Source organism: Chryseobacterium defluvii, from assembly GCF_003634775.1.
Classification (GTDB): domain Bacteria; phylum Bacteroidota; class Bacteroidia; order Flavobacteriales; family Weeksellaceae; genus Chryseobacterium; species Chryseobacterium defluvii.
The window spans coordinates 1,145,895-1,164,218 of record NZ_RBXB01000001.1 but is presented as its reverse complement, the minus strand read 5'-3'; the positions used below and the strand labels follow the sequence as shown (position 1 = coordinate 1,164,218).

The window sequence follows — 18,324 nt, the reverse complement described above, 5'->3', positions numbered from 1 at the left end:
GTTTTCAAAAATAAAAAAACCTTACTGAAAAACTCAGTAAGGTAAAATTGATTGATTCTATGTTCTATTTGAAGGTCTATTTAATTATTACTTTTTACAACAACCCAACCGTTGAACAACCTTCCATCCGGCAGGGTAATTACATACCAATAAGTGGCTGTAGGTACTGTTCTTCCGGCTATGGTTCCATCCCAGACAATTTGGGTATTGGTATCCTGTTCAAAAACTTTAAATCCGTAACGGTCATAAATTTTCACATTGGATTTTTGAGTTCCGAATACATGAAGATCCTTCACAATCCAATGATCATTGAAGCCATCACCGTTAGGCGTAATGGCATTTTTAATATCGAGAATTACACCATCTTTCTTGATGATACATTCTCCTTCCACATATTTCACATAGAAAGTGGTAACTCCGGTAGGTAAATTATGGAAAACATTGCCTGATTGCCATGTAACTCCATTTATTGAATACAGAATAGGCTGCGAACCTGTTGCATGAACAGTAATACTATTTCCATTAGCTTCCAGGCTTTGGATAACCGGCACATCAAAATGTTTCACTTCAAAGGTATCGGTATAAGAACAACCGTTATCCGCAGTTACCGTCAGGCTATAGGTTCCTACTCCTGTGATCCCGCTGATAGTATCTGTTGTAGAAATTACCTGTCCCGAAGAATCACTCCAGGAGTAGCTTACAATATTATAATTGGTAATCTGGACGGTATAGCTCAAAGAACTATCCGGACAGAAGAATTGGGTCGAAATATCAAAAATTGGTATCGGCTTAAGCGATAAATGAATTTCCACTACTTCCGGACAAAATCCTGGAACACTTACTTTTACATAAATATTATTAGGTCCTGTATTTTGGTTGAATTGATAATTGGCAGGAGTGCTAATTGCGTTGGTACTGGCATTAAGATCAGCCAATGTAGGATAATAGGTGAACGTAACATTAGTTCCTGTATATATCTGTGACTGGAACTGGGTCAAATCAACATTTTCAATTCCGTTATTCCCTGTATCACAAACGTTATTAAGCTGGAAGGGACCTCCGCTCTGAACAACCACTTTGCTTCCGATCACAAAGCTGACGCTTGCAATATCATCACAACCAGGTAAATTCTGTACTTTTACCCAAATCTGGGTCGGGAATGGCTGTGCCGTGAAATTTTGCGGATTCATAATGGCGTTGGTTCCGTTTTGCGCATCCGTTTGAGTAAGATAAAAAGTGAATATATTATTCGGGTTCTGAATATCTACCATCTGATTGGTATAGTTCAGCAGGTTCACTTCATAGATGCCATCCAGGTTGTCATCACATATAATAATGCTTGAGTTGATTGCTTTTGGAGGAAAATACGTATTCAGTTGAATTGAGGCTACAGAGTAGCATCCCGTGGTCTGAGACTGGAATCTTGCCCAAACTTCCACTGTGGAAATATTCGTTGTCACACTAGTACCGATCTGAGTCGCAGGATTTCCTGCATTCGCTTCAGCAGCCGTATTATAATAAGATATCGTCATATCCGACAGCGGCTGCGTATTTTGTGAAGGGATGAATAACTGTGGGATGGCATCGTTCAGCTGGAAAGTTTCACTCAGGTTGAAATCTTCATCACATCTGTCCAGCACTGCATTATGCAAAACTACCGGAGGTAAGAAGCTCACCTGAAGGTTCAGTTGCGCTGCAGAATAACATTCGCCGTTATTAAACTTCACTTTTACATATACTGTTATATTCCCCGGTTGTATGGTAAACTGTCCCGGATTGGTAATTTCATTGAAGAAAGTATGGGTTGCAGGATCATAAGAAGTATAATAGGTGAAGCTAACATTGGACCCACTGTAAATTTGAGATTGTGCCTGAGTCAGATCATAGGTCTCCGTTCCGTTATTATTGTTATCACAAATATTCAATAAAGAAATAGTAACCGGAGAATTGACCACGGGCGTGGAAGTCAGGCTTATATTTAAAGGATATATTTCTACACAATTATAAGAGGTAATCTTTACATAGATTTGCACACTGCCTATAACTGTAATATTACTTACAGGATTTATTCCATTTTGCGCATCAGACTGGGTAATATAAAATGTCGTAGTTGCATTTTGTGCTCCTGTTATTCCTGCAGAAAACTGGGCAAGAGACACATTTTCGGTATTATTATTATTAATATCACAAACGGTGAAGCTGGACTGAACGATTACCGGATGAACCAGATTCACATTAATGGCCCTTACCGTAAAACATGTATCTGACTGTTCAAAACGGACATAATACGTCTGGGTAACAAAATTTCCGTCAGTGGTAATGGTTTGGTTAGGACTGATCGGATTATTCCCCAGCATGGCACTATTAAAATCAGCATAAAATTCCGTTACGGGTACAGATGACGGAGCAACCAGCATATTAGCCGATAGCGTGTTGAGATTGACTGAAATATCATCGGTGCCGTTAAAACAAATATATTCGTTCTTTTCATTCACAATTATTTTAGTGAATGTGATATTCATATTTACCTGAGCGACTGCAAAGCATCCGTTTGGAATCTGCACTCTTATAAATACAGGATACTGCCCTTCCTTTATTGAGGTTAAAACAATCCCCGTTCCCGCAAAAGCATCTGCATAGGTCTCATAAGCAGTAAAAATAGCTCCCGTTTGAGAAGATACAAGAGGGCCTATATTCACTGGAAAATCAAAGGGCTCAGTATTATCCGCATTGATATCACACATCGTATAAGGAAACGTAATAGGCGAATTCATATTAACTCCCGGCTTAAACTGAAAATGCACCGGGCCTAATACATACGTACAGGCACCCTGAAGCCTTACCCAGATAGTAGTATTAGTGGTAATATCCGCTGTCAGTACGGCATTGGTGTTATTTTGAGCTGCCGATTGACTAAGATGGTAAGATATTCCGGTGGTTCCGGGTGGTAAAAGCTCGTTATTAAGCAAAGTAAGATCATACGCCTGTTCTACTCCATCGTTATTGGTGTCGCAAAGCAGTACGGTATCTTTCAATAAATTCTTAACCAGGAAATTAAGTGTTAAAACCGCCACTCTGAAGCAGGTCGGCACATTTGGATTTTGAATCCTTACATATAAAACAGTATTTGCATTTAACGTATAAGAAGTGGGTAATACATTTTGCCCATTCTGAGCATCCTGCAGGGAGGAATGAAAGCTAAAGTTAAAATTAGCCGGATTTTGTGTGGTCACATTCTGCTGAAGGCTATTAAGATTAATATTCAACGGAGCATTTCCACAGAAATCCTGGGTATGATTTTTTGCAGCGGGGTATGTAGCATCAAAATTTAACGTAAAATCATCTGTTAAGATAAGCTGGCTGTTTCCACAAATATTAAATGCGACATGAGCCGTATATACTTCGTTCTGAGTTGGGCAGATCGTCGTCTGAATTCCGGTTCCTACCGTCTGCCCTGCCGAATTCGTCCAGGTTACTTCTGGCTGAATCACATTTCCCTGGGGATTAAACCTCCATCCTTCCTGAGAAGCCTGCCAGTTCCCGGTATTCCTGGGAGCAGGAGAAACTCCGGCAGTCCCATCATTATTAATTACACCAATCAAAGCATTTTCAAACTTTCTGGTGGGGCACGGAAGAGGCTTTTTATCAATAAAAATCTCGATGATATTCGTTGTCTCGTGAAGTACGATCTGAGAAGAAGAACGATCTGTACACCCTGTTATTCTTCCTTCATAAAAATTGACCACAAACTTTCTGAAAGGAGCCGTTCCTATAACAGAATAATAGATCTCCGACTGGTCCGAAGAAGAAAACACCATATCATGATAAGCCCCGAAAATGGAATTCTTTGGAAGGCTTGCGCTTGGATTTTGCCACTGTACATTCGGGTAGTTGATATTTCCAAGCTGGCCAAGATCAAAAGTGATCATCCCGTTGGAACCTACTACAATTGCTTCAAAATACTGGTTATAAAAACAGAACTTAAAAGGCAGATCCAGTTTTGTGGCAAAAAGGTCATCATAATTGGCATTCAGTGGTGTTCCCTGATTCAGAGGTATAACCGGATTATAAGCTTCAGGATTTACCTGATAACCGGTAGTAGCATTCAATATGGGATATTCTACGTGAAGCTGTATACAACCGTTTGCATCAAGATCATTGTTGCACGTCACGTTAAAGTTTTCGTTTCCTGCCGTATCTTTTACTTTAACGTTTGCAGGTGCCTGAGAGAAGGCAAAGCCCCATATAAACAGGAATAAAATTGATAAAGATCTTCCCATATTAAAAATTCAATCTGTTATATTATTATAAAATTACAAATAAATATTATAAATAAGGTTATTTATTTGCGAAATATACAATGATAAACATTTATTAATATATGATCTAGATCAAGTATTTATTAAATAATGCAAAGCAAAATAACAGCAAGCCCCTATCAGCATTCATAAAATTGAAAAAATGGGGAAAATAAAAAACCTTACTGAAGCAGTAAGGTTAATGAATCAAATCCGTATTTTCTTCTTCATGGTCGTCTTCGTTATCACTCAGGCTCCAATAATTATTTTCTTCGTCCTCCGTTCCCAGCTCTTCCATTTCATCGTCATCTTCAACGCCGGGGATATCCAGTCCTTTATCTATTTTATCATCTTCTTTATCTTCGTTGATCATCGGATTGCCGTCTCCGTCCAACGGAATATGTTCTTCCTGATTGAAAAGATCTTCTTCAGGATCGTAGTCCATCTGTTCCAGTTTCCTGTTTTGTTCGTTAATATTGTCTTCCGGTATCATATTTTTATTATTTAGTGTTGTTTTACAAGAACAAAAATAATTCCAAATAAAAAGCCTCACTCTTATTAAAAGTGAGGCTTCTTACTAACTTTAATATTAAAAACTATTTCTCATCATCATAGTTCTTAGTTTTTTCCCACGCTTCGGAAGCCATCTCCTGGATTTCCTCCCATACATCTTTTGCAGATTTCTTAGCCTGCGTCATAAATCCCTGTTTGGTAGCTTCCTGATTCTTACTCTTCATATCGTTAATATAATCTTTCACCTGTTGGGAATAGCTTTCCACACTATACCCCGGATTATTGTGCAGGTTTTTCTGAAGATTACTAAAATCGTGTGATGATTTAAACCTATTCGTATCCATAATAAAAGATTTAAGTGTTTGGTAATGAATATGCTTCAATTATCATTCCGAACTGGAAACTTATATCTATTGATTGGTGTTATTCAGCATGGGAACGAATTTATAGGCCCCGAATTCTTCCTTTTCAAATTCCGTAGGAGAAATTTTGGTAAACCTGTATAAAACCTGTTCATCCGTAGGGCCTAAAGGAATTACCATTTTGCCTCCGACTTTCAGCTGCTTCAATAATTCTGTGGGTAAAACAGATGCCCCGCAGGTAACGATAATTTTATCGAAAGGAGCAAAAGTAGGAAGCCCGGCAAAACCGTCTCCAAAACTTTGAAATTTAGGATATAAATGAAGCTCCCTGAATTTTTTCTTGGAAAAATCGAACAGGTCTTTCTGCCTTTCCACAGTATACACCAAGGCTTTCATAGCCAATAAAACAGCCGTCTGATATCCGCAACCGGTTCCTATTTCCAATACTTTTTCTCCCGGTTTCACCTGCAAAAGCTCTGTTTGCTCCGCTACCGTTGAGGGGTGGGAAATCGTTTGATGGGCCAGAATGGGAAATGCACGGTCTTCATAAGCATAATCTTCGAAAATACTTTCGATAAACAGATGTCTCGGGACTTCATTCATTGCCGAAAGTACATGCTCATCGGAAATTCCGATTTTGTGCCGGAGATAACTCACTAAGTTTTTTCTTTTCCCTTTATGTACAAACGAATCATGCATCATTAGATAGTAGGTATTTGGTAATAGGTGCTAGTTTTTACAAAAGTAACAAAACAATCCATATTGATCAACCTAAAACCTATCATCTGTTTCTGAATACCGAAAATTATTATCTTTACAAAAATTAAAAAACTATGTTGAAAGCAGGTTTGGTAGGAGCCGGACATCTGGGAAAAATACATTTGAGACTTTTAAGCCAGTCAGACCAGTACGAATTGATTGGATTTCATGATAAAGATGTAGAAAACGGAAAAAAAATAGAAGCCGAATTCGGATTCACCTATTTTGAGAATTTCGATGACCTTTTGGATCAGATTGACGTGTTGGATATTGTAACACCAACTGTTTATCACTATGACTATGCCTTAAAAGCCATTGAAAAAGGCCTTCATTTTTTCATTGAAAAACCCGTTACACAAACACTTCAGCAAGCGGAGGAAATTCTTTATAAATGTCGTGAAAACGGCATTAAAGCTCAGGTAGGTCACGTTGAAAGGTATAATCCTGCTTTTATGGCCACTAAAGAATACATTAATAATCCAATGTTTATTGAAATCCACAGACTGGCGGAATTCAATCCTCGCGGAACAGATGTTTCTGTAGTTCTGGATCTCATGATCCACGATCTTGATATTTTATTGAGCATCGTCAAATCTAAAGTCAAAAACATTCATGCAAGCGGCGTTTGTGTCGTAAGCAAAACACCGGATATCGCCAATGCAAGGATAGAATTTGAAAACGGCTGTGTTGCCAATCTTACGACTTCCAGAATTTCGATGAAAGCGATGAGAAAAAGCCGCTTTTTCCAGAAAGACGCTTATATTTCAGTAGATTTCCTTGAAAAAAAGGCAGAAGTGATCCGTATGAAAGATGCTCCTGAAAATCCTACTCCCTTTGACATGATCATTGAAAATGCAGAAGGAGAAAAAAATCAGATTTTATTCGAATATCCGAATATCCAGCCTAATAATGCCATTCTGGATGAGCTTAACTCTTTTGCAGAAGCCATCACCGAAAATAAAAATGTTGAGGTTTCCCTGGAAGACGGTACAGAAGCCCTGAAAGTGGCTTTGGAAGTAATGAAACTGATCAGCAAAAATTGAAATTACAACCTTCCCTTTTTTTATTCACAATAAGTAGTATTACCATTCTGTCTTGTAGCCCTCCTAAGAAAAGCGGCTATGAGATAGATTGTGAATATCAGAAGAGGCAGGCTCAAAATGATTTCAGGTATCAAAATTATACCTGGACCATTTTTTCGGGACTCGGTTATGATTTTCTAGGTGAAGAAGAATTTAAAAAGCTTTTAACTCAACATAGAATCAAAAACAAAACCATCCATACCACCTGCATCTCTTCACCTACAGAAAAATACGAAAACTGTGGAGAAATTGAAATGAATAAACTGATCGGGGGGAAGTTTGGCCAACATTTCATTGATTCTTTACGAAATATCGCTAAAAAAGAATTTGTAAAAAATCATCCTGAAGAAGTCTTTTCTTTTGAGCAGTGTGACCAGGTTTCCCGTTATCCTTCTTCCAATTTTGATAATCAGGCTGATAAAATCGAGAAAGACTATTTCTTCAAATATCCTATCCCCAAAGAATATATCATTAAAAACGAAGAATCTTATTCTTATACTTCCGCTGATTTCATCCTTACTAAAAGTGGAGAAATTAAAGATTTAACAATAGAAAGCAGTTTTCAGAACAAAAAAAACAATATATTTGAAAAGCAATTCAATAAGCAGTTGAAAGATTTTGTTTTACAAACCCAATGGATTCCTGCCCAAATCAATGGCGTGAATGTAGATTCCTATTACGGAGTCACCATTCATTATGATTAATATTACTCCTAACAATTAATAATTAAAAACTACTATGAAAAGAACCATCCTATTATCCGCTTTATTATTGTCTCAATTTGGGACATCACAATTATTAACAACAAATGGTCAAAAAATTATTAATGATAAAGGTGAAAACATTCAGCTGAGGGGGCTTGGTCTCGGAGGATGGATGTTGCAGGAAGGATATATGCTTAAAACAGCCGATTTTGCCGGTCCGCAATATAAAATCAAAGAGAAGATTGCTGAACTGGTTGGAGAAGATGGAATGAATGAATTCTACAAGGCTTATCTTAAAAACGGTATCACGAAACAGGATATTGATTTTTTAGCAAAAGCAGGCTTCAATTCGATCAGGCTTCCGATGCATTATAATCTTTACACTCTGCCGATTGAAAAAGAACCGGTGAAAGGACAGAATACCTGGCTGGAAGAAGGATTCACCATGACGGATGATCTGCTGAAATGGTGCGCCGATAATAAATTATATTTGATTCTGGATTTGCATGCAGCTCCGGGAGGTCAAGGAAATGATGCAAATATTTCTGATAACGACAAATCCAAACCGTCTCTTTGGGACAGTGAAGACAATCAGAAAAAGACAATTGCTCTTTGGAAAAAACTGGCGGAAAGATATAAAGATGAACCCTGGATTGGTGGATATGACCTGATCAACGAACCCAATATCAATTTTACCGGCAAAAATCCGAACGGAACAGATGAAATGTCTAATGCCCCTTTATGGAAGCTGCAGAAAGAGATCACAGAAGCCATCCGGACAGTGGATAAAAAACATATCATCATTATTGAAGGGAACGGATGGGGAAATAATTATAACGGACTCACTCCTCTCTGGGACAACAATCTAGTATTCAGTTTTCATAAATACTGGAACTATAACAACGACGAAACGTTGAAATTTGCTTTAAATCTCAGAGAGAAACATAATATTCCTATCTGGTTGGGAGAAACAGGAGAAAACTCCAATGTGTGGTTCACAGAACTGATAAGTTTGCTGGATAAACACAATATTGGCTATGCTTTCTGGCCCATGAAGAAAATTGACAATATTGCGGGTATCACGAATGTAAAGATCACTCCGGAATATCAAAAGCTATTAAACTATTGGAAAAACGGAGGTGAAAAACCATCCAGGGATTTTGCCTATAAAACGTTGATGAAAATTGCAGATAACTATAAATTCAGCAATGTTGAAGTCAAAAATGATGTCATTGATGCAATGTTCAGGCAAACGACAGAAGAATCAACGAAGCCTTTTAAAAAACATCAGGCTCCGGGAAGGATTTTTGCCACGGAATATGATTTGGGAAGAATAGGATCGGCTTATTCGGATAAAGATTTCATGAATCTTTGGGTAAGTGATGAAAATAAAAGATCAGACTGGAATTCCGGCCATCAGATGAGAAATGACGGTGTCGACATTTATGTATGTAATGATAAAATTACCAATCAATATTACATAGGGAAAACAGAAACCGGAGAATGGCTTCAATACACCATCAATGGTAAAACGGATAAGTCCTACATCTTCAACATCAGATACTCAGCTCCCAATGATTCTAGCATAAGAATTAAAGATGCATCAGGCAAACAATTGGCTGCGGTAGCACTGCCTTCAACAGGTGGAAATGAAAACTGGAAAACCATTTCTGTAAAAGGAGTTCATCTTAAAAAAGGAGAGAATAAAATAAGGGTCGTCTTTGAAAATAACGGAACGAACCTTAATTATTTTGAAGTACAATAATAAATATCTTAAATTGCAAATCCCTTTTAGACTCTGAAAGGGATTCATTTTTTAACTGTAGCAATATGAAAAAAATAAGCTTGCTTTTTATTTTACTCTCAGTATTTGTTTGGGCTCAGAATTCTGTTCTGGAAAAGAGAATCAATACAATTCTTAAAGACAAAAAGGCCACCGTAGGTGTTTCCGTTCTCGGAATTGAAACCGGCTTCCAATATAATAAGAATGGGGAGAAGAAGCTACCGATGCAAAGTGTTTTCAAGTTTCATATTGCCTGCGCCGTTTTAGATTTTGTAGATCAGGGAAAGCTTTCTTTAGACCAGAAAATATTGCTTAAAAAATCAGATCTCCTTGAAAATACCTGGTCACCAATGCGCGACAAATACCCCAACGGAAATGTGGAGGTCACGTTGAATGAAATCATAGATTATACGGTTGCCCTGAGTGATAATAACGGCTGTGATATTCTTTTGCGGTTGATCGGAGGACCGAAAACGGTTCAGAAGTTCATGGATTCAAAAGGAGTAACCGGTTTCCAGATCAAATTCAATGAAGAAGAGATGCATAGAGACTGGAATGTTCAATATGAAAATTACAGTACTACACGTTCCATTGTACAGGTCTTAAAGAAGTTTTATGACGGAAAGCTACTCTCTAAAAAGTCTACCGATTATCTGATGAAAGTAATGCTCGGAACAAAAACCGGAGCCAACAAAATAGTTGAACAGCTTCCAAAAACAACTCCTGTTGCCCATAAAACGGGAGCATCTGGAAAAAACAAGGATGGTGTAACGGGTGCCGAAAATGACATGGGTATCATCACATTACCTAACGGTAAGCATTTTGCAATAGCTGTATTCGTAAGTAATTCCACTGAAACGGATGCCGTAAACTGCAAAATTGTTTCAGATGTTACCAAAGTGGTCTGGGATTATTTTAATAAATAAATTTTAAAGCTTAATTTTAAGCACTCTTAAAACCCATCGTCATGAAAAAAATTATATTGGCATTAAGTGTATTTTGTTTCTCCATATTTTATTCACAAAAGAATCAAAATTACCTGGAAGTAAGTTACGGAAGTATTTGCTGCGGCCCACTGTCTGATGTTCCCGTTATGAATTATATCACTCAATTTCAAAAGAAAAACAAGCTTAAAGCTTTTGAAATCTATGAGCAATCCGGATTAGGCAGAGAAGGTGAATTCAGCTTATATATAGGGGTAGATAAGCTAACCAAAACCCAGAAAAGCAGCTTTATTAAAGGATTAAAAGGGGTTGTAAAATCACAAAATGATAAAAGAAACGAAAGCAGAGACGGAATTGTCTATTTTGAAGAATCAGCGCCCGTAACGAAATCCGACTTATTACAAAAAAGAAATATAACTATCTATAAAAAATCAAAATAATTAAATACGTAAAAATGATCAAGAACATCGTAGTTATCGGAGCAGGAACCATGGGGAATGGTATTGCACACACTTTTGCACAAAGCGGTTTTAAAGTAAACCTGGTAGACGTATCCCAGGAAGCTTTAGACAGAGGCTTGAAAACCATTACCACCAATCTTGACAGAATAATTGCAAAGGGTAACCTTACCGAAGAACAGAAAGCGGAAACCTTAGGAAATATTACTACCTTTACTCAGCTACAGGATGCTGTAGGAGCGGCTGATCTTATTGTAGAAGCGGCTACTGAAAATCAGGATCTGAAGCTGAAAATTTTCGCTCAGATGGATGAGTTTTCGCCGGAAAACTGTATTCTGGCCACCAATACATCCTCTATTTCCATCACTAAGATTGCCGCTGTAACCAAAAGAGCGGATAAAGTGATCGGTATGCATTTTATGAACCCGGTTCCGATCATGAAATTAGTTGAGATCATCAAAGGATATTCTACTTCAAAAGAAACTTTCGATGCCATCTATGAAATGAGTAAAACACTGGGAAAAGTTCCTGTGGAAGTGAATGATTACCCTGGATTTGTCGCCAACAGAATTCTGATGCCAATGATCAATGAATCTATTGAAACGCTTTACAATGGAGTGGCAGGCGTGGAAGAAATCGACACGGTAATGAAATTAGGAATGGCACATCCAATGGGACCGCTTCAATTGGCTGATTTTATCGGTCTTGATGTATGTCTGGCTATCCTGAATGTAATGTACGATGGTTTCAAAAACCCTAAATATGCTCCGAATCCATTATTAGTGAATATGGTAATGGCCGGAAAACTGGGCGTAAAGTCAGGAGAGGGATTCTATGATTATTCAGAAAGTAAAAAAGCGGAAAAGGTTTCCAAAATGTTTTTGAAATAATTGTTTTTCGCAGCGAACAACAGTTCCGGGCTGAGAAAAACAATCTCAATATAAATGATCATCATTGAAATAATGGTGATCATTTTTTATGATAAACGACAGGCAAACCCCTTCATAAAATTTTGCAAAAATTGAAACAGACAGGAGTAAATATGAATAATTTTATTATCTTTGAGAAAGTTAAAACATTAAAAAAATGAAATTACCAAAGTTTTTATTAGCAGATAATTCGGAATTTCCAGAAGATTTATTCGTTGTTCATACAGAATATCCAAGATTTATCTTAAACGTTGAGGAAGAAGAAGTTGAGTGGTTGGATGACTTGGAAGGCGACGATGAAGAAACAATGGCAGATGAAGCTACTAAAGTGGTAGAAGCTGCTTTTAAATGGTGCGATGAGGAGCTTGCTAAGTACGACGAAGAAGAGGAAGAATAAAAATTACCCATAAAAAAAGGAACTCAATTGAGTTCCTTTTATTTTTATTCTGATTTATTGAATTTCAATAATAATAAGTTGTCCTGATACAGTTCTAAAGTATTTCCGGAAACCACATACTTATTAGCCTTCCCCACCATATCCATAAAATTCTTTTCTACACTCATATTATCACACATCATTCTTGTGGATCCCATTTGCCCGGCAGAAAAGGCCCCGTTGGAAGCATCCAGTTTTACTGTGCCGAAATAATTGTTGCATCCTGCATTTCCGTTCAGTTTTTCTCCTTCGATATTTAATGTAGGAATTTTACCTTTTACATGATCTGCCAATGTCCATTTTGTATTGGCCAGTGAAGGTTGAGATTTACCTACTTTCGAAGCGGACGAACCAGACATTGCTCCACACGATACTAAAACCGCTGCCGCACATATACTTAAAAAAAGGTTTTTCATTTTTTTCTTTTTTTGATTTAACCAAATTTACGGAAAATATATTATCTGAACGGCTTTCCGGCGATTTTATTATTCCGTTAACATTTCTGTTGTTCCCTGAAAACAGTAAAAATTATAAATATGGTGGCCAATATGGGTGAATAAAAAAAAGCGGGCTTTAGCCCGCTTGTATTGATATACTATTTGATATTAAGATCTTAATTCAGCATTAAATTCTTTCTGGAAAGATTTAATCAGGGAATCCATCACTTCTGAGATCTCTTTTTCTTCTAATGTTTTTTCTTCATTCAGAAGCTCAAAACTCATTGCATACGATTTCTTTCCTTCCGGCAGGTTTTTCCCTTCGTACACATCAAAAAGATTGATGCTCTTAATGAACGGTGATTTGTTTTTCTTTGCAGCCTGGTACAGATCCTGGTAATTTACATTTTTATCGATCAGCAGGGCCAAATCCCTTCTGATTTTATTGAATTTAGGAATATCTTTGAACTTCAGTTCATTTTTAGATCGAAGTTCCTGAGCAAATTCCAGTTCAATTTCTGCATAAAAGCATTCATGATCTATATCAAACTCTTTTAACAGGTTTGAAGCCACTTTCCCGATTCTTACTAAAGTTTTCCCATCCGTCTCATAGGCAAGAGCATCAGAGAACCTTTCATCGGATAAAGCAACCTCTTTATAGTCTATGGATAATTTTTCCAATAAAACCTTTACATACGCTTTCAGATTATAGAAGCTGGTAGCAGATTTAGGTTGCAGCCAGTTTTCGGCAACTTCTCTCCCTGTAACCAGAATAGCCAGCTGCTTTCTTTCTTCATATTTTTCTTTTTTATGATAGATCTTACCGAGTTCGAAGAATTTTATGTCCTGATTTTTTCTGTTGATATTATAGATTGCATTCTGAAGAAGTCCTTCCAACAAAGATTTTCTCATGAATGCCAAATCGCTGCTTAAAGGATTCAACAATTTCACAGCATCAGTTTCATCTTTTACAGAAGTTAATGAATTATTCATTACTTCATTGAAACCTAAACTTTGTAATGTTCTCGTCCAATTGTTTTCCAATTCGTCCTGATCTTGTGCACTAAGCTTTACCGGGGTAAAAGAAATCTTTTGAGGAGCATCAATCTTGTTATATCCATAGATTCTCAAGATCTCTTCAATGACATCAATTTCCCTCGTCACATCGGCTCTATAAGCCGGTACGGAGATTTCAAATCCGTTCTGGATTTCATTTAAAACCTGAATTTCAAGGGCCTTTAAAATTTCCTTTACTTTTTCTCTGTGAATTTTAGTTCCTAAGATCTGTTCTATTTTCGAGAATCTTATGATTACATAGTTATCTTCTAATTTCTTAGGATATTCTTCCAACAACTCTCCTACCATTTTCCCGCCTGCTATATCCTGGATCATTTTAATGGCTTGAGTAATCGCTGTTCTTGTAATATTAGGATCAACACCTCTTTCAAATCTAAAAGAAGCATCGGTATTCAGTCCATGGAATTTAGCTCCTTTTCTCACCGCTACCGGGTTAAAATAAGCACTTTCAAGGAAAACAGTCTGGGTTTCCCCGGAAACCCCCGAATGGGCACCTCCAAAAACTCCCGCGATACACATCGGATGATCTTTGCCATCCTTGATCATGATCTCGGTACCGTTTAATGTTCTTTCCACTCCATCCAAAGTGGTAAATTTGGTTCCTTCCTTTACGGTTCCAACCTTCACTTTCTTATCTGCAATTTTATCTGCATCAAAAGCATGGAGCGGTTGCCCGTATCCATGAAGTATATAATTGGTAATGTCTACTACGTTATTAATAGGATTTAATCCGATTGCTTTCAACCTGTCTTTTAACCACGCCGGAGATTCGGCTACTTTTACTTCCTCTATTACTGCTCCGATATATCTAGGACATAGTTCAGTGTTTTCCACCTCTAAGGTAAAGGCATGTGAACCTTCATTGTTCAGAGGTTGAGAAGATACTTTTTCAAATTCGGATTTCTGTTTGTTGGTTGAAAGGTAAGCATGCAGATCCCTGGCCACCCCATAATGAGACATGGCATCCGTTCTGTTTGGTGTTAAACCGATTTCAAAAACATCATCATTCGTCAATTCAAAATAATCTGCAAAGTTTTTTCCTACTTCATATTTTTCTTCATCCAGCACCATAATACCTCCATGATCTTCACTTAATCCCAGTTCGTCTTCAGCGCAGATCATTCCCTGTGAAACTTCACCTCTTATCTTAGCTTCCTTGATTTCGAAAAAGTTCCCTGTTTTGTCATAGATTTTAGTCCCTACTACAGCTACAGGTACGGTTTGTCCGGCCTCCACATTAGGAGCTCCGCAAACAATATTCAGAACTTTGCCGTTACCGACATCAACAGTCGTTTTTTTTAATTTATCTGCATTCGGGTGTTTTTCGCAGGTCAATACTTTACCTACAACTATTCCTTCCAAACTGCCTTTTATGCTTTCGAACTTTTCTATCCCTTCTACTTCAAGGCCTATATCCGTAAGGAACTCCCCGATTCTTTCAGGTTTGATTTCCGTTTTGATAAAGTCTTTCAGCCAGTTGTTTGATATTTTCATAAATTATTTTGAAAATTTTTACTTGAATTTTTGAATGTACAAATGTCGTGTTTTTTTGAGAAATAGCGAAATTTAGAAGCGAATTTAAAGTGACATATCTTTACGAAATCTATTCTCTTGCAGATTTGGCTGATTCCTCAGATATTTATCTAAACCATAAGAAATTTTCGCTTCCATATTATCTTCTCCTACAACAAAAAAAGAGGCCTGAAAACCAAACCTCTTTTATTTTTTTTTATTTTATTAATCTTACAATCCGATTACCGGCATTGATAACATTAAGATATTTTCGTTGTCTTCAAGACCGTCAAGAGGTTCAATGATTCCCGGTCTGTTCGGCTGTGACATTTTCATGGTGATATCATCGGAACCAAGAATCGTCAGCATTTCCGTTAAAAACTTGGAGCTAAACCCGATGTTGATATCTTCACCGTTATAATCACAAGGAATCTGCATATCCGCTTTGTTTGCATATTCCGTATCTTCTGCATGAAGGTGCAGGATATTTCCGGAAAGCTTGAATCTTACCTGATTGGTAGATTTGTTGGACATGATAGACGCCCTTTTAATCGCTCCCAATAAAAGATTTCTGTTAATCGTCAATACATTCGGGTTTTCTTTTGGGATTACCGCTGTATAATTAGGATATTTTCCATCGATCAGTCTACAGATCCAGATATGTTTACCAAAAGTAAACTTAGCCATATTCTCATTGAATTCGATCGTTACATCATCACTCGAACTTGCTAAGATATTTTTGAAAATCGTCAATGGCTTTTTAGGCATAATGAATTCCATCGGCTCTACATTCATCAGATCAGATCTTTTATATACTACTAATCTGTGAGAGTCTGTGGAAACGAAATTGGTTTCATTTTCTCCAAACTGAAAAAGAACACCTGTCATCACCGGACGAAGAGAATCATTACTCGTTGCAAAAAGCGTATTGGTTAATGCTTCAGATAAAACACCTGCAGACATGGTTACACTTTGGGCAGCATCAAACTCCGGTAATTCAGGATAATCATCTGCGTTATCCAGTGCCACTGCGAAATTATCTTTTTCATCCAGAATTTCTAACTGGCTACCTGTTCCTTCAGCATTATCTTTCACAGAAAATGTTAAAGGCTGCTCACCATAGGTTTTGATAAAATCCTGAAAAATTTTAGCAGGAACGGCAAATTTGCCAGAATCTTCAGACTTCACTTCAAGAGAAGTCACAAGAGTTGTTTCGCCATCAGATGCTGTAATGGTAACATTATTTTCGTTGAGCTCAAAAAGATAGTTTTCTAAAATAGGTCTCGATTGAGAGCTTGATATTACGCCACTTACAGTTTGCAAAGCCTTCTGCAGTTCACCACTTGAAATAATAAATTTCATAGATTTTAATAATAAGTTTTTACAAATATAATAAATAGATGCAAGAAAGAAAAAAATAATATCTATGAGTTTTTAACAAAGATCATTACTCTGTTTTCAACCCTGATATTAGCTTCACATTCTTGTAATGAATAAATTTTCTTTCATAAAAATACATAAAATTCCTCCAATAAAACATTAAACACAGATCATAACCATACAAGTTTTATATTTGTTACAAAAAATAGCCATGCGAAAACCACCTGTTTATAAAAGTTTTTTCAATGCATTCCGGGGTGTTTTCCTGATGCTGAAAAGTGAAAGGAATTTTCAGATTGAGGTTTTAGCCTTTTTCATCAATCTTTTCCTTATTTTTTATTTAAACCTTTCTATCATCGATACTGCACTTATCCTTATTGTTTCCTTTGGTGTTTTAGGTGCTGAAATTCTCAATACAGCGATTGAGAAGATCTGTGATATCGTTCATCCGGAGTTTGATCAAAGAATCGGTTTTATTAAAGATGTTTGTGCAGGAGCGGTTTTATTAATGAGCATCGCTTCAGTGATTGTCGGAATTATGGTTTACTGGAAATATATTTTTAATTGATTTTATTTTTTAACCACAGATTTCACAGATTCACACCAATACTTGTATTATTCGTAAAAAAATTCGTTCCATTTGTGTTGATAATTATTTTCCAACATAGATGAAACCGGTCTTCCCGGATTTAAATACGGCTTCAATTCTTTTATAATCATCCACCTCGTATTCATCGGCTTGCAGAATTTCTTGATCTGTAACTTCAAAAAGTACGCCTTCCACTTCATCCTTATCATTTCCGGAAAATTCTAAAATAGGATGATATTTTTGATTGCTTTTTCGTAAAACTTCAGGATCGGTAATTTCCAACATTATAAGCTGATAACCTGTTAAAATATCTTTTTGTCCGTTTAACAACCTTCCAAAGGTTTCCATTTGAACCCGCTCCTTTTGCAAAGTTCCGTAAGAAAATAAATTAGGCATTATAAATATTTTTCTATGATAGGGATTGCGATTTCAGCCATCATTCCATAGCCTTTTTCATTGGGATGAACACCATCTTCAGAAAGCAGGATTTCTTTATCGTGTAAAAATGCAGCATAAAAATCTATGTAAGTCAGTGAGTTTTCAATGACAATATCTTTAAGAATTTGATTGTATACTACAACATCACCACTTACCCTCATCTTTCCCGTAACCGAAACCACTCCGTCTAATTTTGAGGAAAAAGGTAAAATGCTTACCAGGTAAATATCCCGGGAAAATTGCTTCGCATGCTGAACAGCTGTCAGAATATTACTTTTAAATCGTTCTGGGTTTACAAGCTTTTCTCCTTCTTTGGCAGCCAGATCGTTGGCTCCGTAGGCTATAAAGACAATATTTCCATCAGCAGCATTTCGCGCATTTAATTCGTGGGGAATTCTCTTTATCAAACCGTCTGTAGTTTCGCCACCAATTCCCAGATTAAAAAGGATAAGCTCATTCTTTCCTTCATGGAATTGCTGTAATGCATATCTTTTCAGAATATCTACCCAGCCTCCGAAAACTCCGTCATATTCTCCGTACGTAATGCTGTCGCCGAAAAATAATCCGTACCTCATTTTTTTCATATGTTTTTAAATATGGGGACAAAGTTATCCAGAAAAAAT

17 protein-coding genes are annotated in these 18,324 nt (G+C 37.0%); 8 read left to right on the top strand and 9 right to left on the bottom strand.

The features are described 5' to 3' along the window. Positions 1 to 80: 80 nt before the first annotated feature. From BCF58_RS05390 to BCF58_RS05375, 4 genes are all read right to left on the bottom strand, one after another. Complete coding sequence (locus tag BCF58_RS05390) at positions 81 to 4,280, bottom strand: T9SS type B sorting domain-containing protein (RefSeq protein WP_121460749.1); 4,200 nt, start codon at positions 4,278 to 4,280, stop codon at positions 81 to 83. A 217-nt stretch (positions 4,281 to 4,497) separates the two neighbouring features. Continuing rightward, a complete protein-coding gene (locus BCF58_RS05385; RefSeq protein WP_121460748.1) occupies positions 4,498 to 4,791 on the bottom strand; it encodes a hypothetical protein in 294 nt (97 codons plus the stop codon). 103 nt (positions 4,792 to 4,894) lie between these two features. Next, complete coding sequence (locus BCF58_RS05380; protein ID WP_121460747.1) at positions 4,895 to 5,155, bottom strand: prevent-host-death protein; 261 nt, start codon at positions 5,153 to 5,155, stop codon at positions 4,895 to 4,897. A 66-nt stretch (positions 5,156 to 5,221) separates the two neighbouring features. Next, positions 5,222 to 5,872, bottom strand: a complete 651-nt coding sequence (locus BCF58_RS05375; protein ID WP_121460746.1) for a protein-L-isoaspartate(D-aspartate) O-methyltransferase — start codon at positions 5,870 to 5,872, stop codon at positions 5,222 to 5,224. 134 nt (positions 5,873 to 6,006) lie between these two features. Between BCF58_RS05375 and BCF58_RS05370 the strand changes: the two genes are divergently transcribed. The 7 genes from BCF58_RS05370 (at position 6,007) to BCF58_RS05340 (ending at position 12,229) form a co-directional block, all read left to right on the top strand. After that, positions 6,007 to 6,975 carry a Gfo/Idh/MocA family protein gene (locus BCF58_RS05370; RefSeq protein ID WP_121460745.1) on the top strand — a complete coding sequence of 323 codons (969 nt, stop codon included), beginning with the start codon at positions 6,007 to 6,009 and terminating at the stop codon, positions 6,973 to 6,975. After that, positions 6,972 to 7,718, top strand: a complete 747-nt coding sequence (locus BCF58_RS05365) for a hypothetical protein (protein ID WP_121460744.1) — start codon at positions 6,972 to 6,974, stop codon at positions 7,716 to 7,718. Before BCF58_RS05370 ends, BCF58_RS05365 begins: the two co-directional genes overlap by 4 nt. A gap of 34 nt (positions 7,719 to 7,752) precedes the next feature. Beyond that, a complete protein-coding gene (locus tag BCF58_RS05360) occupies positions 7,753 to 9,483 on the top strand; it encodes a cellulase family glycosylhydrolase (RefSeq protein ID WP_121460743.1) in 1,731 nt (576 codons plus the stop codon). 65 nt (positions 9,484 to 9,548) lie between these two features. Beyond that, entirely contained in the window at positions 9,549 to 10,427 is an 879-nt protein-coding gene (bla-A, locus tag BCF58_RS05355; protein ID WP_121460742.1) for a CGA/CIA family class A beta-lactamase, read from the top strand. Between the two features lie 41 nt (positions 10,428 to 10,468). Further along, on the top strand, positions 10,469 to 10,885 hold the full coding sequence (locus BCF58_RS05350) for a hypothetical protein (RefSeq protein WP_121460741.1): 417 nt from the start codon (positions 10,469 to 10,471) through the stop codon (positions 10,883 to 10,885). A gap of 17 nt (positions 10,886 to 10,902) precedes the next feature. Then, the gene (locus BCF58_RS05345) at positions 10,903 to 11,793 is read left to right on the top strand and encodes a 3-hydroxybutyryl-CoA dehydrogenase (protein ID WP_185144826.1); all 891 of its coding nucleotides are present in this window, start codon (positions 10,903 to 10,905) and stop codon (positions 11,791 to 11,793) included. A 196-nt stretch (positions 11,794 to 11,989) separates the two neighbouring features. Continuing rightward, positions 11,990 to 12,229, top strand: coding sequence for a hypothetical protein (locus BCF58_RS05340; protein WP_007845674.1), 240 nt, complete (start codon positions 11,990 to 11,992; stop codon positions 12,227 to 12,229). A 44-nt stretch (positions 12,230 to 12,273) separates the two neighbouring features. On the opposite strand, the gene BCF58_RS05335 is transcribed toward BCF58_RS05340, so the two are convergent. The 3 genes from BCF58_RS05335 to dnaN all read right to left on the bottom strand — a co-directional run bounded on the left by BCF58_RS05335 (position 12,274) and on the right by dnaN (position 16,656). Then, complete coding sequence (locus BCF58_RS05335) at positions 12,274 to 12,684, bottom strand: META domain-containing protein (RefSeq protein WP_121460739.1); 411 nt, start codon at positions 12,682 to 12,684, stop codon at positions 12,274 to 12,276. Between the two features lie 189 nt (positions 12,685 to 12,873). Then, entirely contained in the window at positions 12,874 to 15,276 is a 2,403-nt protein-coding gene (gene pheT / locus BCF58_RS05330) for a phenylalanine--tRNA ligase subunit beta (RefSeq protein WP_121460738.1), read from the bottom strand. Positions 15,277 to 15,525: 249 nt separating this feature from the next. Beyond that, entirely contained in the window at positions 15,526 to 16,656 is a 1,131-nt protein-coding gene (gene dnaN / locus BCF58_RS05325; protein WP_121460737.1) for a DNA polymerase III subunit beta, read from the bottom strand. Positions 16,657 to 16,885: 229 nt separating this feature from the next. Here dnaN and BCF58_RS05320 point away from each other — a divergent pair, with 229 nt between their 5' ends. Then, positions 16,886 to 17,242 (top strand): diacylglycerol kinase, encoded by a 357-nt coding sequence (locus tag BCF58_RS05320; RefSeq protein WP_121460736.1) that lies wholly within the window; start codon positions 16,886 to 16,888, stop codon positions 17,240 to 17,242. Between the two features lie 84 nt (positions 17,243 to 17,326). On the opposite strand, the gene BCF58_RS05315 is transcribed toward BCF58_RS05320, so the two are convergent. Both BCF58_RS05315 and BCF58_RS05310 read right to left on the bottom strand, forming a co-directional pair. Continuing rightward, a complete protein-coding gene (locus tag BCF58_RS05315) occupies positions 17,327 to 17,659 on the bottom strand; it encodes a gamma-glutamylcyclotransferase family protein (RefSeq protein WP_121460735.1) in 333 nt (110 codons plus the stop codon). Next, on the bottom strand, positions 17,659 to 18,285 hold the full coding sequence (locus BCF58_RS05310) for an SGNH/GDSL hydrolase family protein (protein ID WP_121460734.1): 627 nt from the start codon (positions 18,283 to 18,285) through the stop codon (positions 17,659 to 17,661). Before BCF58_RS05310 ends, BCF58_RS05315 begins: the two co-directional genes overlap by 1 nt. Positions 18,286 to 18,324: the final 39 nt, after the last annotated feature.